This window comes from Arthrobacter sp. Soil_C_49 (genome assembly GCF_057656635.1).
The window spans coordinates 58,118-81,721 of sequence record NZ_JBDGJZ010000015.1 but is presented as its reverse complement, the minus strand read 5'-3'; the positions used below and the strand labels follow the sequence as shown (position 1 = coordinate 81,721).

Annotated in this window: 25 protein-coding genes; 17 read left to right on the top strand and 8 right to left on the bottom strand. The window is 66.7% G+C overall.

Annotation, left to right across the window (positions count from 1 at the left end):
• The first annotated feature begins 45 nt into the window (after positions 1 to 45).
• The 5 genes from AC3A4Z_RS19420 (at position 46) to AC3A4Z_RS19400 (ending at position 6,592) form a co-directional block, all read left to right on the top strand.
• Positions 46 to 1,365 (top strand): MFS transporter, encoded by a 1,320-nt coding sequence (locus AC3A4Z_RS19420; RefSeq protein WP_498713486.1) that lies wholly within the window; start codon positions 46 to 48, stop codon positions 1,363 to 1,365.
• A gap of 238 nt (positions 1,366 to 1,603) precedes the next feature.
• On the top strand, positions 1,604 to 3,160 hold the full coding sequence (locus tag AC3A4Z_RS19415; RefSeq protein ID WP_498713484.1) for an ABC transporter substrate-binding protein: 1,557 nt from the start codon (positions 1,604 to 1,606) through the stop codon (positions 3,158 to 3,160).
• Between the two features lie 21 nt (positions 3,161 to 3,181).
• On the top strand, positions 3,182 to 4,123 hold the full coding sequence (locus AC3A4Z_RS19410; RefSeq protein ID WP_498713482.1) for an ABC transporter permease: 942 nt from the start codon (positions 3,182 to 3,184) through the stop codon (positions 4,121 to 4,123).
• A complete protein-coding gene (locus tag AC3A4Z_RS19405; RefSeq protein WP_498713480.1) occupies positions 4,116 to 4,946 on the top strand; it encodes an ABC transporter permease in 831 nt (276 codons plus the stop codon). Before AC3A4Z_RS19410 ends, AC3A4Z_RS19405 begins: the two co-directional genes overlap by 8 nt.
• Positions 4,943 to 6,592, top strand: coding sequence for an ATP-binding cassette domain-containing protein (locus tag AC3A4Z_RS19400; protein WP_498713478.1), 1,650 nt, complete (start codon positions 4,943 to 4,945; stop codon positions 6,590 to 6,592). Before AC3A4Z_RS19405 ends, AC3A4Z_RS19400 begins: the two co-directional genes overlap by 4 nt.
• On the opposite strand, the gene AC3A4Z_RS19395 is transcribed toward AC3A4Z_RS19400, so the two are convergent.
• Both AC3A4Z_RS19395 and AC3A4Z_RS19390 read right to left on the bottom strand, forming a co-directional pair.
• Positions 6,549 to 7,625 (bottom strand): ATP-dependent DNA ligase, encoded by a 1,077-nt coding sequence (locus AC3A4Z_RS19395; RefSeq protein ID WP_498713476.1) that lies wholly within the window; start codon positions 7,623 to 7,625, stop codon positions 6,549 to 6,551. The two genes, AC3A4Z_RS19400 and AC3A4Z_RS19395, sit on opposite strands and share 44 nt — an antisense overlap.
• Before the next feature lie 63 nt (positions 7,626 to 7,688).
• Positions 7,689 to 8,612 carry an AEC family transporter gene (locus AC3A4Z_RS19390; protein WP_498713474.1) on the bottom strand — a complete coding sequence of 308 codons (924 nt, stop codon included), beginning with the start codon at positions 8,610 to 8,612 and terminating at the stop codon, positions 7,689 to 7,691.
• 167 nt (positions 8,613 to 8,779) lie between these two features.
• Between AC3A4Z_RS19390 and AC3A4Z_RS19385 the strand changes: the two genes are divergently transcribed.
• The 4 genes from AC3A4Z_RS19385 to AC3A4Z_RS19370 all read left to right on the top strand — a co-directional run bounded on the left by AC3A4Z_RS19385 (position 8,780) and on the right by AC3A4Z_RS19370 (position 13,129).
• Complete coding sequence (locus tag AC3A4Z_RS19385; RefSeq protein ID WP_498713472.1) at positions 8,780 to 9,808, top strand: TIGR03885 family FMN-dependent LLM class oxidoreductase; 1,029 nt, start codon at positions 8,780 to 8,782, stop codon at positions 9,806 to 9,808.
• Entirely contained in the window at positions 9,805 to 11,499 is a 1,695-nt protein-coding gene (locus tag AC3A4Z_RS19380) for an alpha-amylase family protein (protein WP_498713470.1), read from the top strand. The genes AC3A4Z_RS19385 and AC3A4Z_RS19380 overlap by 4 nt, the downstream gene beginning before the upstream one ends.
• 32 nt (positions 11,500 to 11,531) lie before the next feature.
• On the top strand, positions 11,532 to 12,758 hold the full coding sequence (locus AC3A4Z_RS19375; RefSeq protein WP_498713469.1) for a pyridoxal phosphate-dependent aminotransferase: 1,227 nt from the start codon (positions 11,532 to 11,534) through the stop codon (positions 12,756 to 12,758).
• A 134-nt stretch (positions 12,759 to 12,892) separates the two neighbouring features.
• Positions 12,893 to 13,129 carry a hypothetical protein gene (locus AC3A4Z_RS19370; protein ID WP_050057182.1) on the top strand — a complete coding sequence of 79 codons (237 nt, stop codon included), beginning with the start codon at positions 12,893 to 12,895 and terminating at the stop codon, positions 13,127 to 13,129.
• Between the two features lie 96 nt (positions 13,130 to 13,225).
• Here AC3A4Z_RS19370 and AC3A4Z_RS19365 read toward each other — a convergent pair whose 3' ends face one another.
• From AC3A4Z_RS19365 to AC3A4Z_RS19355, 3 genes are all read right to left on the bottom strand, one after another.
• Positions 13,226 to 13,546, bottom strand: coding sequence for a MoaD/ThiS family protein (locus AC3A4Z_RS19365; RefSeq protein ID WP_498713467.1), 321 nt, complete (start codon positions 13,544 to 13,546; stop codon positions 13,226 to 13,228).
• Positions 13,506 to 14,603, bottom strand: coding sequence for a WD40/YVTN/BNR-like repeat-containing protein (locus AC3A4Z_RS19360; protein WP_498713465.1), 1,098 nt, complete (start codon positions 14,601 to 14,603; stop codon positions 13,506 to 13,508). The genes AC3A4Z_RS19365 and AC3A4Z_RS19360 overlap by 41 nt, the downstream gene beginning before the upstream one ends.
• Before the next feature lie 69 nt (positions 14,604 to 14,672).
• Positions 14,673 to 14,873 carry a hypothetical protein gene (locus AC3A4Z_RS19355; RefSeq protein ID WP_493971357.1) on the bottom strand — a complete coding sequence of 67 codons (201 nt, stop codon included), beginning with the start codon at positions 14,871 to 14,873 and terminating at the stop codon, positions 14,673 to 14,675.
• A 278-nt stretch (positions 14,874 to 15,151) separates the two neighbouring features.
• Here AC3A4Z_RS19355 and AC3A4Z_RS19350 point away from each other — a divergent pair, with 278 nt between their 5' ends.
• The 6 genes from AC3A4Z_RS19350 to AC3A4Z_RS19325 all read left to right on the top strand — a co-directional run bounded on the left by AC3A4Z_RS19350 (position 15,152) and on the right by AC3A4Z_RS19325 (position 20,582).
• Positions 15,152 to 15,871: a hypothetical protein gene (locus AC3A4Z_RS19350; RefSeq protein ID WP_498713463.1), complete on the top strand. Its 720-nt coding sequence runs from the start codon at positions 15,152 to 15,154 to the stop codon at positions 15,869 to 15,871.
• Between the two features lie 101 nt (positions 15,872 to 15,972).
• On the top strand, positions 15,973 to 16,734 hold the full coding sequence (locus AC3A4Z_RS19345; protein ID WP_498713461.1) for a class F sortase: 762 nt from the start codon (positions 15,973 to 15,975) through the stop codon (positions 16,732 to 16,734).
• Positions 16,735 to 16,787: 53 nt separating this feature from the next.
• Entirely contained in the window at positions 16,788 to 17,306 is a 519-nt protein-coding gene (locus tag AC3A4Z_RS19340) for a universal stress protein (protein ID WP_498713459.1), read from the top strand.
• A gap of 286 nt (positions 17,307 to 17,592) precedes the next feature.
• Positions 17,593 to 17,952, top strand: a complete 360-nt coding sequence (locus AC3A4Z_RS19335; RefSeq protein ID WP_498713457.1) for a metal-sensitive transcriptional regulator — start codon at positions 17,593 to 17,595, stop codon at positions 17,950 to 17,952.
• Between the two features lie 85 nt (positions 17,953 to 18,037).
• Entirely contained in the window at positions 18,038 to 18,277 is a 240-nt protein-coding gene (locus tag AC3A4Z_RS19330; RefSeq protein WP_493971352.1) for a cation transporter, read from the top strand.
• A 37-nt stretch (positions 18,278 to 18,314) separates the two neighbouring features.
• Entirely contained in the window at positions 18,315 to 20,582 is a 2,268-nt protein-coding gene (locus AC3A4Z_RS19325; RefSeq protein ID WP_498713455.1) for a heavy metal translocating P-type ATPase, read from the top strand.
• A 3-nt stretch (positions 20,583 to 20,585) separates the two neighbouring features.
• On the opposite strand, the gene AC3A4Z_RS19320 is transcribed toward AC3A4Z_RS19325, so the two are convergent.
• Positions 20,586 to 20,858, bottom strand: a complete 273-nt coding sequence (locus tag AC3A4Z_RS19320; RefSeq protein ID WP_498713454.1) for a DUF2277 domain-containing protein — start codon at positions 20,856 to 20,858, stop codon at positions 20,586 to 20,588.
• A gap of 213 nt (positions 20,859 to 21,071) precedes the next feature.
• Between AC3A4Z_RS19320 and AC3A4Z_RS19315 the strand changes: the two genes are divergently transcribed.
• Complete coding sequence (locus AC3A4Z_RS19315) at positions 21,072 to 21,338, top strand: WXG100 family type VII secretion target (protein WP_498713452.1); 267 nt, start codon at positions 21,072 to 21,074, stop codon at positions 21,336 to 21,338.
• A gap of 115 nt (positions 21,339 to 21,453) precedes the next feature.
• Here AC3A4Z_RS19315 and AC3A4Z_RS19310 read toward each other — a convergent pair whose 3' ends face one another.
• Positions 21,454 to 22,497, bottom strand: a complete 1,044-nt coding sequence (locus tag AC3A4Z_RS19310; protein ID WP_498713450.1) for an EamA family transporter — start codon at positions 22,495 to 22,497, stop codon at positions 21,454 to 21,456.
• A 71-nt stretch (positions 22,498 to 22,568) separates the two neighbouring features.
• Here AC3A4Z_RS19310 and AC3A4Z_RS19305 point away from each other — a divergent pair, with 71 nt between their 5' ends.
• On the top strand, positions 22,569 to 23,114 hold the full coding sequence (locus AC3A4Z_RS19305) for a CGNR zinc finger domain-containing protein (protein ID WP_498713448.1): 546 nt from the start codon (positions 22,569 to 22,571) through the stop codon (positions 23,112 to 23,114).
• A 36-nt stretch (positions 23,115 to 23,150) separates the two neighbouring features.
• Here AC3A4Z_RS19305 and AC3A4Z_RS19300 read toward each other — a convergent pair whose 3' ends face one another.
• Positions 23,151 to 23,507, bottom strand: a complete 357-nt coding sequence (locus tag AC3A4Z_RS19300) for a hypothetical protein (RefSeq protein ID WP_498713446.1) — start codon at positions 23,505 to 23,507, stop codon at positions 23,151 to 23,153.
• Positions 23,508 to 23,604 lie beyond the last annotated feature (97 nt).

The window sequence follows — 23,604 nt, the reverse complement described above, 5'->3', positions numbered from 1 at the left end:
GCCCCCGATCCATCCGCGACAAAGTCGTCACATCAAAGGAACTCCATGAGCCAGATACTTCCGTCCGCCGGGCCAGGCATCGCTGCCCCGGCCGGGACGCCGAAGAAGGCAGCCCTCGCAAGCTTCCTGGGCAGCGCCGTCGAATACTACGACTTCTTCATCTTCGGTTCCGCCGCTGCCCTCATCTTCCCCACGGTCTTCTTCCCGGATGCTGACGCCAACGCAGCGATCATGTCCTTCGCCACCTTCGGTTTCGCCTACGTGGCACGGCCCGTCGGTGCCGTCATCCTGGGCCACTTCGGCGACAGGGTGGGCCGTCGGAAGGTTCTGATGTTCACCCTCCTCCTCATGGGCGCCTCCACCTTCCTGATTGGCTGCCTGCCGGACTTCAACACCGTTGGCTGGTGGGCCCCGGCCCTGCTGGTCCTCGCCCGGCTCTGCCAGGGCCTCTCCGCTGCAGGCGAGCAGGCCGGCGCCTCCTCCATGACGCTGGAACACGCCCCGGACAACCGCCGCTCCTTCTTCACCTCCTGGACCCTCACCGGCACCCAGGGCGGCCAGATCCTCGCCGCCCTCGTCTTCATCCCCGTCCTGGCCCTCCCGGACGAGATCAAGTACGGCATCGGCTGGCGCATTCCGTTCTGGCTGAGCGCCGTCGTGGTGATCGTTGCCTTCTTCATCCGCCGCACCCTGCACGAGCCGCCGGCTTTCGAAGAAGCCCAGAAGACGGCTCAGATCTCCAAGCTCCCCGTAGCCGACCTGCTGAAGGGCCACTGGCGCGACGTCCTGCGCGTCATCTGCTGCGCCTTCATCGCCGCCGTGTCCACAGTGTTCGGAACCCTCGCCATCAGCTACGCCAAGACCGTTGCCGGCGTGGACGGCACCACCACCCTCTGGCTTGTGGTGGCCGCCAACGTGGTTGCCCTGGGTACCCAGCCGCTGTTCGGCATGCTCGCGGACAAAATCGGCCGCAAGCCCGTTTACATCTACGGCGCCCTGGCCAGCGCAGCCCTGACGCCCGTCTTCCTGCTCAGCCTGGAATCCGGCAGCGTGCCGCTGATGTTCCTGGCCGCCATCGGGTTCTTCTCCTGCGGTTACGCCGCCTCCAACGCCGTCTGGCCGTCCTTCTACGCCGAGATGTTCAGCACCAAGGTCCGCTTCTCCGGCCTGGCCATCGGCACCCAGCTGGGCTTCCTGATGGCAGGATTCGCGCCCGCCATCGTGGCAGCCATGGGCGGCATCAAGCCGGGCGGCTGGGTCCAAATCAGCATCTTCACCGCCGCAATCTGTGTAGTGGCCGCCGTCTCCGCGCTAACTGCCAAGGAGTCCTACAAGATCCCCACCAAGCAGCTCGGCCTGAAGTAGCCCTTCTTCCCAACCGGACGCCATTGCAGCCCGGTTTTCAGACCGGAAAGCCCGCCATTCCCCCAAATGGCGGGCTTTCCTTTGTATTAAGCGGGCTGTTCCCGTACCCGTATGCTCCATCCCCGCGGCTGAGCAGCAACTTCATCAATTCACGTATTTGCGGAAGGGAAGGCTACCCTAAGTCCGTCCCCTTTTTATTCCTGCCCTTCCCCGCGGCAGCCCTGCTAGGCGGTTTTCTGTGCGCTCCTCCCTCCGTCCCCGCGTCCTCCTGGCCGCGGCCGCTGCCCTCACCTTGACGGGCTGCGGTTTCAGCGGCACCCAGACCCAGTCCACCCAGCCCAGCGCTGCGGCGGACACCAGCCAGCGGATCGTGGTGGACAATTTCCGCGCACCGGTGGCCAACTGGGCCGTGGAATCGGATGCTGCGTACATCCTGTCCCTCTCCGGCTGCCTGGAGACCCTGACCACCTACAACCAGGCCGAGGGCAAGGTCCTGCCGTCGCTGGCCACCGAGTGGAAGCAGTCCTCACCGCTGGACTGGGACTTCAGTATCCGCCAGGGCGTCAAGTTCCAGGACGGCACCGACCTCACCGCCGGGTCCGTGGTGTCGGCGCTCAACCACGTCCTCGACGCGAAGGTTCCGGCGCGCGCCTTCAACCGCACCATGATCAGCAGTGTCACCGCAGTGGACGGCCAGACCGTCCGGGTCAGCACCCCGGCCGAAAACCCGCTGGTGCCCTACCGGCTGGCCAGCGTTAACACCGGCATCCTGGCGCCGGCCGCCTACAAGGCTGAAGGCCTGGACCCGTTCGGGCACTGCACCGGGCCTTTCACTCCCGTCTCGGAGAAGGCAAAGCAGTCCCTCACCCTGGACCGCAATGAAAACTACTGGGGCGGCGACGTACAACTTGCCGGCGCCGAGATCCGCTTCATCACCAACGGCCCCACACGTGCCGCCCAGGTGCAAACGGGCGAAGCGGACATCTCACTGTCCATCCCCGTCGCCAGCCTCGCGGCGCTGAAAGCGGACAAGGGCGTCTCCGTCATGGGCGCCGATTCGCCCCGCACTGCCACGATGTACATGAACAACGGCCGTGCTCCGCTGGACAATGTTGACGTCCGCACCGCGATCCGTGACGCACTGGACCTCGACGCCCTGGCTGCCAGCGTCTATGAAGGCGCAGCACTGCCGGCCACCGGGCCGTTTGCCCCGTCCGAGCCCTGGGCCGGCGAAAAGCAGGACAAGCAGCAGCAGGACGTCGAAGAAGCCCGCAAGCTGCTCGCCAAGGCCGGCTACACCGCCGACCGCCCCCTGGAAATCATCGCCATCGTGGAGCGCGCCGAATTTGCGGACGTCGCCGCCGTTGTGCAGGAAAACCTGAAGAACATCGGCATCCCCGTCACCATCACGTCCAAGGAATACGCCTCAGCTGAGCCGGACGTCCTGGCCGGCAACTACGACATGCTGCTCAGCCAGCGGAACCGGCTGATCGACATCGCCGACCCCATCGGCTTCCTCACCGCCGACTACACCTGCAAAGGCACCTACAACCTGAGCCACTTCTGCGACGCCGAATACGACCGGATCATTGCCGAAGCCGCCGCCACCGTGGACACCAACGAGCGCTACAAGCTTTACGCGGAGGCGGGCCGGATCCTGCAGGACAAGGCTGTGAACGCGTGGCTGGTCAATGAGCAGGCCACCGACGCCACCCGGACCAACGTCCTGAACTACGTCCAGGACCCGCTGTCCCGCTACGTCCTCACCGCCAAGACGGCCAAGGCCGCGTCCTAGTTCCCCCGACCCACACCGCAAATGCTGCAGTTCATCACCAAACGGACGGCCACCCTGGTGGCTGCCGTTGTGGTGTCCTCGTTTGCGGTCTTCCTGATCCCGTACTTCACGCCGGGGGACCCGGTACGCAAGATCATCCGTTCACGCGTGGCGGGCGACGCCGTCGACGATTCTGCGGTGCAGGGCCTCAGCGAGAGCCTCGGCCTGGACGACCCCCTGGCCGTCCAGTACTTCCGGTGGCTCGGGGATTTCTTCAGCGGTGACATGGGCCTGTCCTTCGTCAGCCGCACACCCGTGGCGGAGCAGGTGCTGCCGGCGCTGTCCGTGACGCTCAGCCTGGTCACCATGGCGCTGGTCCTGGCCGCGGCCGTAGCACTCCCCCTGGGCATTCTTTCCGGGCTGCGCCCCGGAAGCGTTGCGGACAAGGCCATCACGGCAGTGACCCAGGCCCTGATCGCCATGCCTGAGTACTGGGTGGCTCCCGTGCTGGTCCTGGTCTTCGCCCTGAAACTGTCGATCCTGCCCACGGCTGGCTGGAATGACCTCTCCTCTGCCGTGCTGCCGGCCCTGACCCTTGCCCTGCGGCCCATCAGCTTCTTCACCTCGGCTGTCCGCGCCGGGATCATCGATGCAGCAGCGGCAGAGCACGTGCCGGCGGCCCGTGCGCGCGGGCTGAGCCAGGGCCAGGCGATCCTCCGCCACGTGGTGCCGAACGGCCTGGTGCCGCTGTCCACCCTGTTCGCCGTGTGGTTCGCCGGCCTGCTGGGCGGCTCGGTGATCGTGGAGGTCATTTTCGCCGTACCGGGCATGGGCAGGCTGCTTTTCGACGCCGTGGTGAACAGCGATATCCCGCTCGCCCAGGGCGGAGTGGTGGTTGTGGTGGCACTCGCCGTGGGCGTGACCACCCTGGCGGACTTCGTCCACAGGTTCCTCAGCCGCACGGTGGGAGGAACCCTTGCGTAGCCGGCTTACCGTGTCCACCGTGGCAGCCGCTGTGCTTGCCGTGATTGTGCTGGCGGTTCTGCTGGCGCCGTGGATCTCGCCCTATCCCCCGGCGGAGCAGAACCTGGCGGAGCGCCTGGCCGCGCCGTCGGCAAAGCACTGGCTGGGCACGGACAACCTGGGCCGGGACACCCTCAGCCGGGTCCTTGAGGGCGGCCAGTTTTCCATGTCCGTGGCGGCGCTTGCCACGGTGCTGACGTGCCTGATCGGCGTGGCCATCGGGATCCTGAGCGCACGCCGGAGGGGCTGGGTGGATGAATTCCTGACCCGCACCAACGACGTCCTGCTTGCCCTGCCGGAAATGGTGGTCGCCCTGTTCATCGTGGCGGCGCTCGGCACGGGCTTCGGGCCGCTGCTGCTCGCCCTGACGGTTACGGGGTGGACTCCGTTCGCGCGCCTGGCGCGGACCCTGGCCTACGACGTCTCGGCCCGCGGCTTCGTGGAGGCGGCCCGCGTGGTGGGCTGCCCGCCGTCGTTCATTATCTTCCGGCACGTGCTGCCCCACCTCGCGGCACCGATCCTGGGCCAGGCAACCCTGCGCTTCGGGCACTTGCTCATCAGCGTGGGCGCCCTCTCCTACCTGGGCCTGGGCGTCCAGCCGCCACAGTCGGACTGGGGTTCCATGCTGGCAGCCGCGCAGCCCTTCGCGGACCGTGCACCGATGGGGATCCTCGCGCCGGGCCTGGTGATTTTCCTCGTGGCGCTCTGTGTCACCCTGATTGGCCAGCGCGCGGCGCACATGGCCGCGGCGCCGTTGCTGCTGCCCCTGGCGGCGGAAAAATGAGCCCCCTGGACTCCGGGCTGGTCCTCGAGGGGCTGGAGGTGAGGCATCAAGAGCCGGACGGCGGGACTTCCGCCAGGCCCCTGCTCGCCGGTGTCTCCCTGTCCGTGGAGCCCGGTGAATTCGTGGCGCTGGTGGGCAGTTCAGGTTCCGGCAAGACCCTGACCGCGATGTCCTGCCTGCGGCTCCTGCCGCCCGGCCTGCGAATCACCGGCGGTTCCATCCGGCTCGGCGGCCTGGACCTGGCCCGCGCGTCGGAACAGGAACTCAACTCCGTGCGCGGCGGCAGGCTGGGCATGCTCTTCCAGCAGCCCAAACGGATGTTCAACCCGAACCGGACGGTCGGGCAGCACCTCAAAGAGCCCCTCCGCCGGCACGCCGGGCTCCGCGGGGCCAAGGCTCGCGGCAAGGCGCTGGAACTGCTGGACGAGGTGGGCTTCGCTGATCCCGCCAAGGGCCTCCGTGCCTACCCGCACCAGCTCTCCGGAGGCATGGCGCAGCGCGCCATGACGGCCCTGGCGCTGGCAGGCCAGCCCGGAATGCTGCTGGCGGACGAGCCGACGTCGGCGCTGGACAAGGTGCTCGAACGCCAGATCCTGCAGCTGCTGGACAGGGAACGCCGGGAACGCGGGCTGGGCATCCTGTACATCACCCACAACATCGCGTCCGTGGCCGCTTTCGCCGACAAGGTGCTGGTGATGAAGGCCGGCAGCGTTGTGGAGGCCGGTCCCGCCGGTGACTTGCTCACCCGGCCCCAATCCTCCTATACCCGCGAGCTGCTGGCCGCCGCCCGCCTTGCGCCGGAGTCCCGCCGCCGTCCGCCGTCTACCGAACGGGACGTCCTGGTGCTGGACAGCGTGGGCAAGCACTTCGGGCCCCGGCGGAAACGGGGGCATACCGCGTTGCAGGACGTCTCGCTGACCCTGCGGCGCGGAGAGATCCTGGGCGTGCTGGGCCAGTCGGGGTCAGGCAAAAGCACCCTCGCCAAGGCAATCGTCGGCCTGGAAGCCGCCAGCACTGGATCCATTACCCGGCACCTGGACCCAACCGGCGCCCGGCAGGCCACCGCCGTCCAACTGGTGTTCCAGGAACCGCACGGCGCTTTTGACCCGCGGATGACCCTGCGCACCAGCCTGCAGGCACCGCTGCGCCCCCGCCGCGACCTGTCGCCGGAAGAGCGCGACGAGCGGATCGCCGCCGCGATGGCCGAGGTGGAACTGGACGCGGCGTTCCTGGACAAGCGGCCGGCCCAGTGCTCCGGCGGGCAGCTGCAGCGGGCCACCATTGCCCGTGCCCTGCTGTTGGAACCCCAGGTCCTGATCTGCGACGAGGCCACCTCAGCCCTGGACGCACTGACCCAGCGCACCATCCTGAAACTGCTCCTGCGGCTGCAGCGCGAACACAATCTCTCCCTCATCGTCATCTCGCATGACATGGATGTGGTGCGGTACATGTGCGACAGGGTGGCTGTCCTGCTGGAGGGCCGGGTGGTGGAAGTGGCCGGGACCAGGGACTTCTTCGCCGCGCCCCGCCACCCGCACAGCCAGGCCCTGGTGGAGGCCTCGATCCCGTGCCGCGCGGACGGGCTGTGGAGCCTGCTGGATGCTACGGCCGTCCGGTCTCCAGCACCGAGGCCAGGTCAAAGCTGACCGGTTCCTCCAGCTGTGCATAGGTGCACGATTCCGGTTCCCGGTCCGGACGCCAGCGGTTGAACTGGGCAGTGTGCCGGAACCTGTCGCCTTCCATGTGGTCGTACCGGACCTCCACCACCAGCTCCGGGCGCAGCGGCACAAAGGACAGGTCCTTGCCGGCACTCCAGCGGCTGCCCTCGGCATTCCTCGGGGTCCGCTCGCCTTCCTCCTGCTTCGCCCAGGCCCAGGGGTGGTGATCAAAATCGGTGACCAGCGGTTGAAGCTGTTCGAACAGCTCCTGGCGGCGCTTCATCGGGAAGGCGCCGATCACGCCCACACTGGCCAGGCCGCCGTCGTCCTTGTACAGCCCCAGCAGCAGCGAGCCGATGGCATCCGGCCCGCTCTTGTGCAGCCGGTAGCCGGCCACCACGCAGTCGGCGGTGCGCTCGTGCTTGGTCTTGAACATCACCCGTTTGTCCGGCTCGTAGCGTCCGTCCAGGCGTTTGGCCACCACCCCGTCCAGTCCGGCGCCCTCAAACTGCTCGAACCACTGGGTGGCGGTGTCCTTGTCCGTCGTGGCCGCCGTGAGATGGACGGGAGCCTTGCTGGCCGCGAGCGCCTTCTCGAGTGCCGCCCGCCGTTCCGTGAAGGGCCGGCCCGTGTAGTCGTCCTCGCCCAGGGCCAGCAGGTCAAACGCCACGAACGAGGCGGGCGTCTGGGCGGCCAGCAGCTTCACCCGGCTGGCTGCGGGATGGATGCGCTGCTGGAGGGCGTCGAAGTCCAGCCGGTCGCCGGAGGTGCCGATCAGGATGATCTCACCGTCCACCACGCACCGCGGCGGCAAATTTTCCTTCAGGGCCGCCACGAGCTCGGGGAAGTAGCGGGTCATGGGCTTTTCGTTGCGGCTGCCGATCTCCAGCTCGTCGCCGTCCCGGAAAATGATGGACCGGAACCCGTCCCACTTGGGCTCATAGCTGAGGTCTCCTTCCGGAATGCCGCTGACGGCCTTGGCGAGCATGGGCGGGACGGGCGGCAGCACGGGAAGTTCCATGCTGCCCATTCTTGCCCGGCCAATGCCCCTGGCGGAAGACTGCCGCTGGTGGAAAGCCAGGGCTCAGCCGGCCAGCAGCCAGACGATCAGGACCAGGACCGGGGCGGCAGCCGCCGTCGACATCAGGATGGTTTCCCGCGCCACCGCGACTCCCCGGCCGTATTTGCTGGCAAAAAGGAACACGTTCTGCGCGGACGGCAGCGCCGCCATCAGCACAACGCCCAGCAGCATGTGGTGGTCCAGGTTGAACAGGAAGCGCCCGACGACGAACGCCACCGCAGGCATCACGGCGGACTTCAGCACGGTGGCAGTAAGGATCTCCGCCCGGTGGCCGCCGCTTTGCAGCATCCTTGTCCCGTGCAGGGACATGCCGAAGGCCAGCAGCACCACCGGGACGGCTGCCCCGCCCAGGAGTTCCAGCGGGGCCATCACGGGATCGGGAAGCTTGACGTGGAACGCCGCCAGGACCACGCCCAGCAGGCTGGCGATGATCATGGGGTTCCGGAAGGGCTGGGTGAGCATCAGCCGTGGGGAGAACCGGCCGGCCGCGGAAAGATCCAGCAGGGTGAGGACCAGCGGAGCGAGCAGGAGCAGCTGGACCAGCAGGACGGGTGCCACCGGGGTGGCATCGCCCAGCGCGTAAAGCGTGATGGGGATGCCGATGTTGTTGGCATTGACGTAGGAACTGGCCATGGCGCCCACGGCCGTTTCGGCCATCGGACGGCGGAACCAGAGCCGGCTCGCGGTGACGTACAGCAGTGCCGTGACTGCTGCCGTCAGCAGGGCCAGCGGCACGTAGGCGGAGAACACCACCGAGATATCGGATTCGAGCACCACCGTAAAAAGCAGCACCGGATTGGTGATGAAGAAGGCGGTCCGCGTCAGCGCCGAAACGGTTGGTTCCCCGCCCAGTCCGCACCGCGCGGCAAGGTAGCCCACCGCTATGACGACGCCGATCACCGCCAACCCGATCAGCACACCGCCCACAAGAGGTACTTCCTTCCGCGTTCGCCTGCGCAGGATGACAGCGAGCGCAGTGTTACAAGTTACAAACTTATCTGACAAGTAGCGGCCCGGTTGCACGCTACGGCGTTGGAGCTCCTTCCCGGCGGAAACCCTCGACAGACCGCACGCCGGACGGGTAGAGGTTAACGATGGTTACTGTCGGCTTCCACGCTTCCCACGAACAGATCAGCCCCGGCCAGCTCCTTCAGGACGTCCAGCACGCGGAGCGGGCGGGCTTTGACGCCGCCATGTGCTCGGACCACTTCGAGCCGTGGTCGGCCCGGCAAGGACACTCCGGCTTTGCCTGGTCCTGGCTGGGTGCCGCCTTGGCCACCACCAACCTCCGGTTCGGCGTGGTCACCGCGCCCGGCCAGCGGTACCACCCGGCCATCATTGCCCAGGCCTCCGCCACGCTGGCTTCCATGTTCCCCGGCAGGTTCTGGTTCGCCCCCGGAAGCGGCGAGAACATGAACGAGCACATCACCGGTGACGGCTGGCCGGCCAAGGACGTCCGCCAGCGCCGCCTCGAGGAGTGCGTGGACGTGATCCGGCGGCTGCACCGGGGCGGCGAAGTCACCCACCGCGGCCTGGTCACGGTGGAACAGGCACGGATCTGGGACGTCCCGGATACCCCGCCGCCCCTGATCGCGCCGGCCGTCAGCGTGGACACCGCCCGCAGGGCCGCAGCGTGGGCCGACGGCCTGGTCACCGTCAACCAGCCGGCGCCCAAACTCCGGGACATGCTTGCGGCCTACCGGGACAACGGCGGGAAGGGCAAAGCTGTTTTGCAGGTGCACCTGTCCTGGGCCGGAACCGAGGACGAGGCGGTAGCCGTTGCGTTGGACCAGTGGCGCACCAACACCTACCAGCCGCCCATCCCCTGGGACTTGCCCACCGCTGGGCACTTCGACCTGGTGGGCGAGCACGTGACCGCCGAGCAGGTCCGTACAACGGTCAACATTTCAGCAAGCCTGGACCGGCACGTGGATTGGCTGGGCGGGTATGCGGAGCTCGGCTTCGACGAGCTCTACCTGCACTTCGTGGGCCAGGAGCAGGCGGCGTTCATCGACACCTTTGCCGCGGAGGTGCTGCCACGGCTGCGCACCCCCGGCAGCAGCCCGGCGGTCCCGCAGCTGGCGGCCGCCGGTGCCGAAACGGCGTCGGACGCCTCAGCATGAGGCTCGCCGAAACCTCCGACCTCTGGTGGAAGAATGCGGTGATCTACTGCCTGGACGTGGAGACGTTCTTTGACGACGACGGCGATGGCTGCGGCGACTTCGCCGGCCTGATCCAGCGCGTGGACTACCTGTCCGCCCTCGGCGTGACCTGCATCTGGCTGATGCCGTTCTACCCCTCGCCGGACCGGGACGACGGCTACGACGTAACCGACTTCTTTACGGTTGATCCCCGGCTGGGCACCATGGGCGACCTGGTGGAATTCGTTCGTGCCGCCCGGGACCGGGGCATGCGGGTCATCGCGGACTTCGTGGTCAACCACACCTCGGACCAGCACCCCTGGTTCGTCGAGGCCCGGAAGTCAAAGGACAACCGGTACCGGGACTACTACGTGTGGCGGAGCGACACTCCCCCGGACACGTCCGCGGAGGTGGTGTTCCCCGGCGAGGAGACATCGCTGTGGACCCAGGATGACGCCACCGGCGAGTGGTACCTGCATATGTTCGCCAAGCACCAGCCGGACCTGAACGTCACCAACCCCGGCGTGCGGAACGAGATTGCCAAGGCGATGGGCCTGTGGCTGGAGCTTGGGCTGGACGGTTTCCGCCTGGACGCCGTGCCCTTCTTCCTCGAAACCCGCGGCCAGCCCAAGGACGAGGCCGCCAACCGGGATCCGCACGATTACCTCTCGGCGTTGCGGAGCTTCGTGAACCGCCGCAACGGCAGCGCGGTGCTGCTGGGTGAGGTGAACCTGCCGTACAAGGAACAGCTGGAGTACTTTGGCGGCCCCGACGGCAACGAACTGAACATGCAGTTCGACTTTATGTCCATGCAGCACCTCTACCTCTCGCTGGCGCGGCGCGATGCCCGGCCGCTGGCCGAGACGCTGAAAAGCCGCCCGGCCCTGCACCCGGACAACCAGTGGGCCATGTTTGTGCGCAACCATGACGAACTCACCCTGGACAAGCTCACGGACGGCGAGCGCGGCGAGGTCTTCGCCGCCTTCGGGCCTGCCAAGAACATGCAGATCTACGGGCGCGGCCTGCGCCGCCGGCTTCCCCCGATGCTCGACGGCGACCCCGAACGCCTGCGGTTGGTGTACTCACTGATGTTCTCCCTCCCCGGGACGCCGGTGCTGTTTTACGGCGAGGAGATCGGCATGGGCGAGGACCTCCGGCTCAAGAGCAGGGCCGCGGTGCGGACGCCCATGCAGTGGAGCGACGGGAAAAACGGCGGCTTCTCCACGGCAAAGGCGGCGGACCTGGCCGTTCCGCTGGCGCGGGGAGAGTACGGGCCGGAGCACGTCAACGCGGCTGCCGCCCGGCGCGACCCGGATTCGCTGTTCAACTTCATGGCCACCCTGATCCTGCGGTACCGGGAGAACGCGGAGCTGGGGTGGGGCAGCTTCGCCCTCATCGACCAGCCGGAGCCGGCGGTCTTTGCGCACACCTGCAGCTCGGACGGCGGCATGCTGGTGCTGCTGCACAACCTGGGCGAAGATCCGGTGAAGGTCAGTGCCAAGGCCGGGCCTGAGGATGGACCGGCGCAGGCTTTCAAGGACGCGGCCCTGCTGGACGTGTTCGACGGCGGGAGCGTGCCGTTGGAGCCCGATGGCAGCTTCACCGTTGAGCTGGGCCGTTACGGTTACCGCTGGCTCCGGGTGCACCGGAAGGGTGACCGGCTGGCGCCGTAACCGGGCCGCCAGCCTATGTGAAAAGATCAACCATGCGCGCCATGCAACATTCCAGCAAACTCCGGAACGTCCGGTACGAACTCCGCGGCCCGATCCTCCAGGCAGCCAAGAACATGGAGGCCGAGGGCCACCGGATCCTGAAGATGAACCTGGGCGATACGGCCCCGTTCGGGCTGGAAACCCCGGAATCCGTGGTGGTGGACATGATCCACCACCTGCGGGGCGCGCAGGGCTACAGCGACTCCAAGGGAATCTTCTCCGCACGGACCGCGATTTCCCAGTATTACCAGACCCGCGGGCTCATGCAGATCGGCGTGGAGGACATCTTCATCGGCAACGGGGTCAGTGAACTGATCTCCATGTGCCTGCAGGCCTTTATGGAAAACGGCGACGAAATCCTGGTCCCGGCACCCGATTACCCGCTGTGGACGGCGGCCGTGACCCTGACCGGCGGCAACCCTGTCCATTACCTGTGCGACGAGGCGGAGAACTGGTGGCCGGACATGGCCGACGTCGAGGCAAAGATCACCAGCCGCACCAAGGGCATCGTGATCATCAACCCGAACAACCCCACCGGCGCCGTCTACCCCCGCCACATCCTGGAACAGTTCGCCGCCCTTGCCCGGAAACACAACCTGGTCCTCTTCTCGGACGAGATCTACGAGAAAGTGCTTTACGGGGACGCCGTACACCTCCACACCGCCGCCGTTGCCGAGGACGTCTGCTGCCTGACCTTCAGCGGCCTGTCCAAGGCCTATCGGATGCCCGGCTACCGCGCCGGGTGGGTGGCCGTGACCGGGCCGCTGGCCGCCACCGCCGCCTACCGCGAGGGGCTGGAACTGCTGGCATCGCTAAGGCTGTGCCCCAACGTTCCTGCCCAGCACGCCATCCAGACCTGCCTGGGGGGATACCAGAGCATCGAGGCACTGGTGCGCCCCGGCGGCCGGCTCCGGGAACAACGGGACCTCGCACACAAGCTGCTGACCGCCATTCCGGGCATCACCTGCGTCCCGGCCGAGGGGGCCATGTACCTGTTCCCGCGGCTGGACCCGGAACTCTATCCAATCGCCAGCGACGAGCAGTTCGTCCTGGACCTGTTGAAGGACCAGAAGATCCTGGTGTCCCACGGTTCGGCCTTCAACTGGCCCACGCCGGACCACTTCCGCTTTGTGATCCTCCCGTCGGTCCTGGACATCGAGGAAGCAGTCCGCAGGATCTCGACGTTCCTCGCCGCATACCGCAACCGCGAGGCGGCGTAGCACCATTGGCGGGAAACAGCTCCGGCTCAAAGAACTAACCCGCGCCTAACCATCAGGAAACCAGGGCGCAACATTGCCACTCCACACTGGTAGTGCAGGCAAGAGCCGGCACCAGCTCCAGCCAGGAGGCCCCAATGTTGAAGAAAGCAGCAGCCCATGTAACCCGCGTCCGGACACTGGACCAGCTTCGCCGCGGCGACGAAATTGAAGCCCGGCTCTCGGTGGGCCCGTCCTACGACGACGTAGTGATCCGCCGGGGCAGCGTGCAGGAGACAGCGCCGGGAATCGGCGTGGTGTGGATCCTGGACCGGATCACGGGCCTGCGCAAGGCAATCAATACGGACGAATGCAGCGTGTGGCGGGTGGCCTGAACCGGGCGCTGGCTGAAATGGCAGGCCGCGGCAGCGGGTGTAGTCAGTAAGGACTGCCCGCCGCCTCCGAAGCCCGTCCTGCAGGCCCCTGTGATCTCAACCGCCGGCCACCGACTGGATGACCAGCACCTCCTGGCCGGGTGCCACCTCCGTATCGAGGCCCTGCAGCCGCCGCACCTCGTCGCCATCCACGTAAACATTCACGAACCGCCGCAAGGCTCCCGTCTCATCCCGAAGCCGCCTGGCCAGTACAGCGAAGTCTGCGGTGACGTCATCCAGCAGTTTTGCCACGGTCACCGGCCCGTCGGCGGGCGCAGTCAGGACGGACTGCCCGCCGGCCAGCGGCTGCAGGATGCTGGGCAGCACCACCGAGATGTCAGGCACCGGCCACCACTGCCGCGCGGACGCACAGGACATCAGGCAGGTGGGCAGCCACTTCCGTGAACGTCTCCCCTTCGTCCGCGCTGGCGTACACGGTGCCTCCGCGCGTCCCGAAGTAGACGCCCGCCGGCTCCGCGGTGTCCACAGAGGCGGCGTCCCGCAGCACGCTGTTGTACTCGCCGGTGGGCAATCCGTTACTGAGCCTCTTCCAGCTGCCGCCGGCGTTGTCCGTGCGGTGGACGGCCAGTTCGCCGTTGGGCGGGATACGCTCGCCGTCGGCTTTGAGCGGCACAACCCAGGCTGTCCCTTCCCGCCGCGGATGGGTCAGCATGACAAACCCGAAGTCGGCCGGCAGGCCCTCCGCAATGGAGGTCCAGCTCTCCGCGTTGTCATCCGTGCGGTACACGCCGTGGTGGTTCTGCGCATAGAGCCGGCCGTCGACGGCGGCATCCGCAGCGATCTTGTGCACGCACTGTCCGAACTCGGGGTTCGGGTCCGGCATAAAGTAGGCCGAGATTCCCTTGTTGCGCGCCTCCCAGGAGGTGCCGCCGTCGAGCGAGCGGTAAACGCCGCCAGTGCTCATGGCCACGTGGACGGTTTCGCCTGCCGGGTGGACCACTATCGAATGGGCCGCAGCGCCGCCGTAGCCGGCACCCCAGTCGCTGCGGTGCGGATGGTCCCAGAGGCCCCTGTTCAGCTCGAAGTGTTCACCGCCGTCGGTGGATTTCCACACGGAGATGGGCTCGGCCCCCGCCCACACCACTCCCGGCCGCGCGTCGGCGTCCGGATAAATCTGCCAGATCCGCTCCAGGGCCACGCCGGTATCCTCGGGGAACCTGATGGCACCTTGCTCAGGTTCGGACCAGGTGGCGCCAAGATCGTCCGAATGGGCCACCGTGGGTCCCCAATGCTCGTTCCGGACTCCCACCATGATCCGGGTGCGGCCTTCCCTGGTATCGATCCCGATGCTGGGAATCTCACTCATCAGGAAATGCGGGCCGGTGAAGGACCATTCACGCCTGTCCGTGCTGGTGGCCAGCCACAGGCCCTTTTTAGTCCCGATCGCTAAGACAAAACTTCCTTGGGTTGCCATGCCCCCATGCAACCACCGCCCCGGGCAGCCTACAACGGTTTCCGGCTGAAAGGGGGCGTGGAGCGGGGTTTAGTCCACAAACTCCGACTGCGTCTCGATGAAGTCCCAGTCCGCCGCCGTCAACACTGCCACGGGGTTGTCCGGGTGCGGTCCGCCCGCCTCGGCGATCCCCTGGAGGACCGGAAGCGGAAGTTCCCCGGCGCGCAGGTTCTCCCGCAGCCATTCCTTGCTCGCAAGATCCAGGTCCAGCCACCACATGAAAATTTCCATGCCCTCATGCCCCTTTCGTCGAATCCAACGTTAGGCGCGGGCAGGTCCGGCTACAAGACACCCGCGATGCGGGCAAGTAGCGCTCAGGGATTTTCGGGTACCCGCAAGTAACCGGGCAAGCGGCTGTGCCCGAAAGACGAGTACCCCCTACTGGCGACTGGGTGCGGGCCCAAACCTAGCCTGAAGACTCAAGCAAGCTGACCGTGCTGCTGGGGCATCGGGCGCAACCGCTACCGGCCCTTCATCATGGTTCGTTTCACAAACACTGGGGAGAAATCATGAAACGCACCTTTGCAACTCTGGGGGTGGTGGGGCTGGGGCTGCTCAGCCTCACCGCACCTGCCATGGCAGCGTCCGACCGGGTTACGGTCTGCCATGCAGACGGTTCGTCCTGGTCGCCGCTGGAATTCAATGTCAACGGCGTCGGCGGCCACGACGAGCATCCCACCGACATCATTCCGCCGACACCGAAGGCTCCAGCAGGCCAGAACTGGACGAACGCCGGCAAGCTCACCTACATCGCCAATTGCGCAGCCCTTCCTCCGGGCGAGACGGTTGACCCGGAGATCCCGCCTGTGGTTGTGCCACCCGTTGTGGTCCCACCTGTGGAACAGCCGGTGGTTGAGACGCCCGTTGTCGAAACGCCTGTAGTGGAACAGCCCGTCGCTCAGACGCCCGTCGTCGAAACGCCGGCTGTGGAACAACCCTCTGTGGTCGCTCCTGTTGCCGCTCCACCCGTGCAGCAGCCTGCGGTGGCACCGCCGGTGACTGGCCCGCGGCCGGCGGCGGGCGCCGTCGTCGTCCCGCAGCCGGCCGGCGGGGCAGCTGCGGGTGCGGTCGCATCCACCGGGCTGGGCACCAACCAGGGGTACAACGCCCAGACGTCCGTGGGCGGCTCCAACAGCCCGTCCTGGCTGGCAGGCCTTGGCGCCCTGGCGGCAGCAGGCGCAGCAGTTGCGTTCCGCCGCAGCCGCCGCACCCAGCCTCTGGCTGACTGACACGGCCGGGCCGCAACCAGCAGCCCCATGACAGGAAGGCGTCCCGCCAGTGCCCGGCGGGGCGCCTTCCTCCCCTTTCATTGCAAGTGCACAGGAGCACCATGTCCAAGGAACGCAGCCGGCACGCGGCCCGCAAGGAGGGCATGAAGCGGCGCTGGAACCGGGGAGACCTGGCCATCCTCCTCTGCGGGGTGTTGGCCTTTTTGTCCATGACCTTCGGTGCGCCGCTCTTCCACCAGGTGCAGGTCTCCGCCAGCGGAAACAGTGCCGTGGCGGGAGCTGCGGCAGCCGGAATCACGTCCCGGCAGCCGGCACCCGCGGTCGCGGAAACACCGGAAACACGTGGAACGGAGGCGGCAGCTGAAGGGCTGGTGCCCGCCCCGGCCAGTCCGGATGTACAGCCTCCTGCCCCCGTCCTCCCGGCAGCGGCGGAACCAGTGCGGATCCGCTATGCCGCCGCGGCCTTCGATGTTCCGGTCCACGCCCTTGATGTGGATGCCGCCGCGCAGGCGAGCCAGACTCTTGAGCCGCCGGCCACGAAAGACGGTTACTGGCTGACGCCCTTCGGAACTCCGGGACAGGGGTCGGCAAACACCACCTACGTGATCGGGCACAGCTGGGATGGTGCGGACGCGCCCTTCAACCACCTGAGCTCAGCGGCAACTGTGGGCGACAGGTTTGAGGTGGACACCGCAAGCGGCACCATTCCGTACAGGGTGGACGATGTGACCACCTACTTGAAGTCCAGCCTCAAGGACAGTCCCATCTGGAGCATCCAGCCGAACCGGCTGGTCCTGATCAGCTGCTTTACGGAGGATCCGTGGGGCAAGAATGTGGTGGTCACCGCATCACCCGTCCCGTGAAGGGCAGCAGCAAATGCCCTGTTCAAGTGCGTGAGCGAGACCGAGAATAAGCTATGACATCAGATCCGTTCAGCCGTACATCGCCCCTGCTGGTAGGCGTCGCGCCCAAGCAGCACCCTGAGGTCCTGCAGACCGCAGCCATCCTCGCCGCCCGTTTGGGAAGGCCGTTGCTCTGCGCGTACGTTGACGAGGCCAGCTACCTGGTGGAATGGGATCCTGCGCGGTCCGCCCATCGGCTCTCCCTGCACCCGGACGCGGACGACGAGGACATCAGGGCCGTGACGGCGGAGCTGCGGGCGGCCATAGAAGCGGCAGTGGCCAAAGTGCCCGCAGGCGCTGGACGCACCGACTGGACGCTCCGCACCCTTGCCGGCGATCCCGCCCGCGGGCTGGCAAGGCTGGCAGCCGAAAGTGATGCTCCGATGATTGTCGTCGGCACGTCGGAACGGGGTTTCTCCCATCGCCTCACGGAAGCCCTCAACGGATCCGTGGGGGCCTGGCTGACGCACCACCAGAGCCGGCCCGTGCTCGTGGTTCCCTACCGGATGCCGGCCCATGAGGATCGGACGTGACCTTCGGCACCATGTGGCTTATCCCGAATTAAGAGGGAAGAAAGTAAAGCGAAAGTAGTTATTCGATGTGCTGGCGGCAATGACTACCAGCCAGTAAGCTGATTCAAGCAGGCCGGTTCCACTGAGGTGGATGCCGGATTTGCCCAAAAGCTGCTCCGGAGTGCGTATCCCCCAATAACGCACTCCGGAGCTTTTTTGTTGCCGTGATTTCCGGCGAGCAGCCCGCTGCGCTGCATACCCCCTGGGGGTAGTTGAAAGATACCCCTCGGGGGTATACCGTTGAAGTATGGGCGCAACGGAACAAGCAGTCGCGGGTGAAGCCATCGAAGCTGGCGTGGACCAAGAGGGGCCGCAGCACGGCTACACGGGAAACAAGGATGCCTACCTGCGCCGCCTCAAACGCATAGAAGGCCAGGTCCGGGGGATTGCCCGCATGGTGGATGAGGACAAGTACTGCATCGACATCCTCACCCAGGTTTCCGCCGTCACCAAGGCCCTGCACGCCGTCAGCCTGGGCCTTGTGGAAGAACACATCGGCCACTGTGTAGTGGGGGCCGCCTCCGAGCCGGACCCCGCCCTGCGCGCAGAAGCCATCGATGCCAAGGTCAAGGAAGCCGCCGATGCCATCGGCCGGCTACTCCGGTAACACAAACTCCAATTCATCCGGCGCGGCTTACGCCGTTTGCGTCGAACACCGGCCCATAAGGCCGGCCAACCAACAAGGAGCAGCCATGAGCACCACTTCCCCTACCACCACCACGGTCAGCGTCTCCGGAATGACGTGCGGCCATTGCGTCTCGGCCGTCAGCGAAGAAATTGAGGCCCTTGCAGGCGTAGAAGCAGTGGACGTGGAACTCAATGCTGGCGGCATCTCCACCGTGACCATCACGTCCAGCCAGGACCTGTCGCCGTCCGAAATAGGCGAGGCAGTGGCGGAGGCCGGCTACCTGGTCGTCGCCAACGAAGCCTGACCACCAGCACTGAGACCAGCAGGGACATAAGGATTTCATGAGCAGCCAGGATCTTCTCCACCAGCCCGGAAGCCGGGTGGTGGAACTCGACATCGAGGGCATGACCTGCGCCTCCTGCGTCAACCGCGTGGAAAAGAAGCTCGGCAAGCTCGAAGGCGTGCAAGCCCTGGTCAACCTTCCCCTGGAATCCGCGCACGTCACCGTTCCCGCGGGCATCAGTGACGAGCAGCTGGTAGACACGGTCAACGCCGCAGGTTACAAAGCCAAAGTCCGCCAACCCGCCCCGGCACCGGAGGCCGCGCCCGGGACCCTGCGTCCCCGCCTGGTCCTGGCCGCCCTCCTCACGGTGCCCGTGTTCCTGATCTCCATGGTCCCTGCGTTCCAGTTCCCCCAGTGGGGATGGGTGGCCGCCGCGCTGGCCCTGCCAGTGGTCACTTGGGCCGCCTGGCCGTTCCACCGCGCGGCCGCCATCAACGCCCGCCATTTCGCATCAACCATGGACACTCTGGTGTCCATCGGCGTGTCCGCCGCCTACCTGTTCTCAGCCTGGCAGCTGTTCTCCGATCCCCTGCTCACCCAGCACCCCGGTATGGAGGGAATGGGGCCGGGCGGCCTGTATTTTGAGGTGGCCGCCGTGGTCACCACGTTCCTGCTCCTGGGCCGCTACCTTGAGGCCAACGCCAAGCAAAAGGCGGGCGACGCCCTGCATGCCCTCCTGAGCCTGGGTGCGAAGGATGCCACCGTCCTAAAGGACGGACGGGAGCGGAGGGTTCCGGCGGAACAGCTTCAGGCCGGCGACGTCCTGGTGGTCCGTCCCGGCGAAAAAATTGCCACCGACGGCGTTGTCATCGACGGATCCTCTGCCGTGGACGCCTCGCTGGTAACCGGCGAGTCGGTGCCGGTGGAGGTGGGGCCGGACAGCCGGGTCACCGGCGCCACCATCAACACCTCCGGCCGGCTTCTGGTCAGGGCCACCCGTGTGGGCTCGGAAACTACGCTGGCGCAGATGGCGCGCCTGGTGTCCCAGGCCCAGACGGGCAAGGCTCCCATCGCCCGCCTCGCGGACCGCATCAGCGCGGTATTTGTTCCCGTGGTCCTGGCTGTCGCCGCGCTCACCTTTGTCCTCTGGCTGCTTGTTGCCGGCCCGGGAGCCACCGGCGGGCTGCGTTCTGCCTTTACAGCCGCCGTCGCGGTCCTGGTGATCGCCTGCCCGTGTGCCCTGGGCCTTGCCACTCCCGTTGGCCTCCTGACCGGGACCGGCCGCGGCGCGCAGCTGGGCATCCTGATCAAGGGCCCGCAGGTGCTTGAAGACACGCGCACAGTGGACACCATCCTGCTGGACAAGACCGGCACCGTCACCACCGGCGCACTGGCAGTGCATTCCACCCTCGCGTTCGAAGGGTTTGCGGAGCGCGAAGTCCTGCTGCTGGCGGGCTCCGTCGAGGCTGCATCGGAGCATCCGGTGGCACGCGCCATTGCCGCCGCTGCTGCCGCCCAGGAGGCGGACGGGAACCGCCAGGCAACGCACGACGCCGGCCACCTGCCGGCGGTGCAGGACTTCCGGTCGGCGCCGGGAGGGGGCGTCACGGGAACCGTTGGGGGTAGGCAGGTCACGGCCGGGCGAACCGGCTGGCTTGAGAACAACGGTATCGCCATCACCCCAACCCAACTCCAGGCGCAGGCAGCGGCGGAAGCCGCCGGCGCCACCGCCATCTGGGTGGCCGTCGACGGCACAGCTGCCGGCATCATCAGCCTTCGCGACACCATCAAGCCCGGCTCAGCCGCCGCCGTCGAACGGATGAAGGCTCTCGGCCTGCGGCCCATCCTCCTCACGGGAGACAACGCCGCCGTGGCCGCACAGGTGGCTGCCGCCGTCGGAATTCCGCCAGGGGACGTCTACGCCGGGGTGCTGCCCGAGGGAAAGGTGGACTTGGTGAAAACACTGCAGGCGGGCGGCGCCACGGTCGCCATGGCCGGCGATGGCGTGAACGATGCTGCGGCACTGGCGCAGGCCGATCTGGGCATCGCGATGGGATCGGGCACGGACGTTGCCATCGAGGCGGCGGACCTGACGGTGATGGGCAACGACCTGTCGCAGGTGGTGCAGGCCATTGAACTCTCCCGCAGGACCCTGGCCACCATCAAAACCAACCTGTTCTGGGCGTTCTTCTACAACGCCGTGGGCATCCCGGTGGCCGCCCTGGGCCTGTTGAATCCGATGATCGCCGGCGCCGCGATGGCAGCCAGCTCCGTCCTGGTGGTTGCCAACTCGCTGCGGCTGCGCAATTTTGGCAGGAAGGCGTAAGGCTCAGGCAGCGCCGTAGCGCACAGCTGCACGGGCCCTTGCCTTCTCAGCCTCGGCATCCCGGTCCTTGGGCGGCGCCTGCGTCACCAACGAATCCAGGAGGTGCTGGGTGATGTGGGCGATCTCGTGGACCGCCTCCTCAAAGGCTTCCTGGTTGGCCTTGGACGGCCTGGTGCTGCCGCTGACCTTGCGCACGTACTGCAGGGCGGCGGCGTGCACCTCCTCCGAGGTGGCGTGCGGTTCAAAGTTGTGGAGGGTTCGGATTTTCCGGCACATACCGCCATGCTAGGCTCTGGATCGCCAAGGATCGACCCCTCCGCCAAGGTTTAGGGCTTCCTTGTTCATGGGGAGCCCGGCATGGGCAGTGGTGCCCATCGACACTGTTTTGCGGGCCGGGATAGGTTTGAGGCATTGGATCTTCCGGAGAAGCCGGGGGGCCGCTGGGGACGCCGACCTGGTTCGGATCCACGATTTACAAGGAGAATATTCATGGCTATTTGGGGTGCAGACGTTGACCAGCTTCGCCAGCTCGGCAACAAGCTCAAGTCAGGTGCGTCCGAGATCGAGACGCAGAGGAACACACTCACCAAGGTCCTGCACGGCACCGACTGGAGGGGCCCGGACGCGGATAAGTTCAAAGGCGAGTGGGACGGGCAGCACACCGCCCTGCTGAACCAGGTCGCCGAAGCACTCAGGGAAGCCGGCAACAAGGCCACGCAGAATGCCGAGCAGCAGTCCGACACTTCGCACGGGTAACACCTGCACCGGAAATACTCCTGGAAGGGCCCGGGCACCGCAAGGTGTCCGGGCCCTCGGGCGTTAAGGGAGAGGCTCCGTTAAGGGACGGCCTCCGTTAGCGAACGGGCCTCCGTTAGGGGACGGGCTCGACGTCGTTCGCGTGTTCCAGCGGGGACGCCGCTTTGGGTGCCGCCACGCCCCCTGCTCCCGGTTCGGCCGCAGGAGTGCGCAGTTCGTCGAGCCGGACCAGGATGACGCCGCCCACGATCAGTGCGCCGCCCAGAAGTTGAATCGGGGCGGGAAGTTCGCCCAGCAGCAGCCATGCCCAGATCACGGCGAAAAGGACTTCGGTGAGCGATACGAAGGACGCCACCTTGGAGCCCAGCGCCCGCGCCGCCATAACCCCGGAAACATATGCCAGCACTGTGGCCAGGATGATCAGCCCGGCGAGCGATACCCACCACGGCGCAACCCATGGACCAAGGGTGGTGTCGGCGGTACTGAAGGCCATGGGCAACAGGCCTGTGGCCGCCGAAAGCCACATCACGGCAGCGCCTACCAGCAGCCCTCCCGAGGCCAGGACGATGGGCGGAAGCGAGTCGTTCTCCTTCGCGGTGATAAAGAAGTAGATGGCGAGGCAGACCGCCGCCGCGACACCCCAAAGAACACCCACAACGTCAACCTTGACCGCGCCGGTGAGGTCAAGGACCAGGACCAGGCCGGCAAGCGACAGCAGGGTCCCCCCGAAGGTCAGCACCCGGGGGCGCTTCCGGCTGGCCGCCCAGAGCCACAGCACGATGATCACCGGTGCCAGGTATTCCAGCAGCAAGGCAACCCCCACCGAAAGCCTTGCCACGGCGTTGAAGTAGAACAGCTGGCAGGCCGCAACGCCGATCAGGCCGAAGAGCACAATGGTCACCCAGTTGTTCCGGAGCTGGTGCCAGCGGCCGCGGAGGGCGAAAACTGCCGGCACGGCGAGGATCAGGGCAGCGCCGGTGAGCCGGGCTGTTACCGCCGCGCCCGGCGACCATCCCGTTTCCAGCAAGGCCTTGGCGAAGGATCCGGAGGTACCGAAAACTGCGGAGGAGAACAGTGCAATGCCCAGGCCGGAGGCGAGGAAGCCGCGCTTGGTGACCTGCGCCCCTGGCTTGGGGGTGCGGTTGGGTGCGGCAGACATCGTCGCCTCCTGTCAGGAGTAAAGTGGGGTAATGGTCATGACAGTACGGGACAGCGCTGTAAGGAGTCAAGATGGTTTTTGCCCCTGACACTGAGGTGGCCCTTCGCACCGTGGTTAATCTGATCAACTCGGCGGCGAACGGAACTGAGGGACTGGGCTCCGCTGCGGACCTGGACCGGTTCCTGGCGGCCGAGGGATTTAGCGGATCACGCACCAGGGACCAGGACGAGCTCGACAGCGTGCGCCAGCTGCGTCACCAGCTGGCGCAGTTGTGGACGGCGGATGAAGGCGCGGCCGTGGCGACCGTGAACCGCCTGCTGCGGGACGCCAACGCGCTGCCGCAGCTGGTCAAACACGACGACTGGGACTGGCATCTTCACGCCACCACCCCTGAGGCCCCGCTCGTGGACAGGATGAGCACCGAAGCCGCCATGGCGTTGGCGGACGTGATCCGCGGCAAAGAGATGGACCGGATGCGCACCTGCGAGGCTGAGGACTGCGATGCCGCGGTATTGGACCTCAGCAGGAACCGCTCGAAGCGGTACTGCGACACGGGAAACTGCGCCAACCGGGCGCACGTGGCGGCCTACCGGGCCCGGCAGGCGGCGTCAGCCTAGGCGCATCTGGCCAGAGATAGCGCCGCGCAGGGGGTGTCAGCGGGTGCCGGGGTTGTCCAGATCGTCAGGCGCGGCAGGGTCTTGGGAAGCAGGAGCGCCGAAGCCATGGGACGGCTTGGGGGCTGAACTGAGGTTTATGCCCGATCCCTTGCCCAGGTGCTCAGCGTTCTCCTTATGGCTCATGGAGAGCATCGCCGCGATCACCAAGGTAACGATGAAGGCGATGCCGGCCGCGGTGAACGCCAGGTCGAAGCGGGGGGCGCGTGCGCTGCCCCCGGATGCGAAGATCACCACGGCCACAAAGGCAACGACGGCCCAAAACGCGGAGAACATCAGCGGGCCCTTCACCGAGGTCCGCATCTTGCGCGGATGTCCTGGTTGCTGGTCTGCCACGGTGGTTCCTCCCTGCAGGCGGCGCGCCGGCCGGCCTGGTTTTGCGTAGTGCGGTGGTGCGTCCGGACAATTTTCTACGAGCAGTAGAACCGGACAC

Bases quoted from the DNA above. Each gene is read 5' to 3' on its own strand.
- AC3A4Z_RS19350 (WP_498713463.1), top strand. From the start codon at position 15,152: ATGAAACGCACCTTTGCAACTCTGGGGGTGGTGGGGCTGGGGCTGCTC.
- AC3A4Z_RS19360 (WP_498713465.1), bottom strand. From the start codon at position 14,603: ATGGCAACCCAAGGAAGTTTTGTCTTAGCGATCGGGACTAAAAAGGGC.
- AC3A4Z_RS19410 (WP_498713482.1), top strand. From the start codon at position 3,182: ATGCTGCAGTTCATCACCAAACGGACGGCCACCCTGGTGGCTGCCGTT.
- AC3A4Z_RS19305 (WP_498713448.1), top strand. From the start codon at position 22,569: ATGGTTTTTGCCCCTGACACTGAGGTGGCCCTTCGCACCGTGGTTAAT.
- AC3A4Z_RS19330 (WP_493971352.1), top strand. From the start codon at position 18,038: ATGAGCACCACTTCCCCTACCACCACCACGGTCAGCGTCTCCGGAATG.
- AC3A4Z_RS19340 (WP_498713459.1), top strand. From the start codon at position 16,788: ATGACATCAGATCCGTTCAGCCGTACATCGCCCCTGCTGGTAGGCGTC.
- AC3A4Z_RS19385 (WP_498713472.1), top strand. From the start codon at position 8,780: ATGGTTACTGTCGGCTTCCACGCTTCCCACGAACAGATCAGCCCCGGC.
- AC3A4Z_RS19420 (WP_498713486.1), top strand. From the start codon at position 46: ATGAGCCAGATACTTCCGTCCGCCGGGCCAGGCATCGCTGCCCCGGCC.
- AC3A4Z_RS19325 (WP_498713455.1), top strand. From the start codon at position 18,315: ATGAGCAGCCAGGATCTTCTCCACCAGCCCGGAAGCCGGGTGGTGGAA.
- AC3A4Z_RS19315 (WP_498713452.1), top strand. From the start codon at position 21,072: ATGGCTATTTGGGGTGCAGACGTTGACCAGCTTCGCCAGCTCGGCAAC.
- AC3A4Z_RS19400 (WP_498713478.1), top strand. From the start codon at position 4,943: ATGAGCCCCCTGGACTCCGGGCTGGTCCTCGAGGGGCTGGAGGTGAGG.
- AC3A4Z_RS19355 (WP_493971357.1), bottom strand. From the start codon at position 14,873: ATGGAAATTTTCATGTGGTGGCTGGACCTGGATCTTGCGAGCAAGGAA.
- AC3A4Z_RS19345 (WP_498713461.1), top strand. From the start codon at position 15,973: ATGTCCAAGGAACGCAGCCGGCACGCGGCCCGCAAGGAGGGCATGAAG.
- AC3A4Z_RS19320 (WP_498713454.1), bottom strand. From the start codon at position 20,858: ATGTGCCGGAAAATCCGAACCCTCCACAACTTTGAACCGCACGCCACC.
- AC3A4Z_RS19335 (WP_498713457.1), top strand. From the start codon at position 17,593: ATGGGCGCAACGGAACAAGCAGTCGCGGGTGAAGCCATCGAAGCTGGC.
- AC3A4Z_RS19375 (WP_498713469.1), top strand. From the start codon at position 11,532: ATGCGCGCCATGCAACATTCCAGCAAACTCCGGAACGTCCGGTACGAA.
- AC3A4Z_RS19395 (WP_498713476.1), bottom strand. From the start codon at position 7,625: ATGGAACTTCCCGTGCTGCCGCCCGTCCCGCCCATGCTCGCCAAGGCC.
- AC3A4Z_RS19380 (WP_498713470.1), top strand. From the start codon at position 9,805: ATGAGGCTCGCCGAAACCTCCGACCTCTGGTGGAAGAATGCGGTGATC.
- AC3A4Z_RS19310 (WP_498713450.1), bottom strand. From the start codon at position 22,497: ATGTCTGCCGCACCCAACCGCACCCCCAAGCCAGGGGCGCAGGTCACC.
- AC3A4Z_RS19370 (WP_050057182.1), top strand. From the start codon at position 12,893: ATGTTGAAGAAAGCAGCAGCCCATGTAACCCGCGTCCGGACACTGGAC.
- AC3A4Z_RS19365 (WP_498713467.1), bottom strand. From the start codon at position 13,546: ATGTCCTGTGCGTCCGCGCGGCAGTGGTGGCCGGTGCCTGACATCTCG.